1 rRNA gene is annotated in these 294 nt (G+C 49.7%); it reads right to left on the bottom strand.

Features of this window, described 5'->3' with window-relative positions:
* A 23S ribosomal RNA gene (locus ACSG5Z_RS31155) occupies positions 1-294 on the bottom strand; the annotation flags it as partial.

Raw genomic sequence — 294 nt, 5'->3', positions numbered from 1 at the left:
TCACGTGTTCCGCCGTAATCAGGATACATTCAAGAGAGAACGAAGTTTCGACTACGGGGTTGTTACCCTCTACGACGGACCTTACCAGGACGCTTCGTCTACCTCGTTCCTTTGTAACTCCGTATAGAATGTCCTACAACCCCAAGAGGCAAGCCTCTTGGTTTGGGCTATGTTCCGTTTCGCTCGCCGCTACTCAGGAAATCGCATGTGCTTTCTCTTCCTCCAGGTACGTAGATGTTTCAGTTCCCTGGGTCTGTCTTGCTTACCCTATGTATTCAGGCAAGGATACCATAC

It is taken from the genome of Bacillus pretiosus (genome assembly GCF_051294775.1).
Lineage (GTDB): Bacteria > Bacillota > Bacilli > Bacillales > Bacillaceae_G > Bacillus_A > Bacillus_A wiedmannii.
The sequence above is the reverse complement of the archived record's forward strand: the minus strand, read 5'-3'. Positions and strand labels throughout refer to the sequence as shown.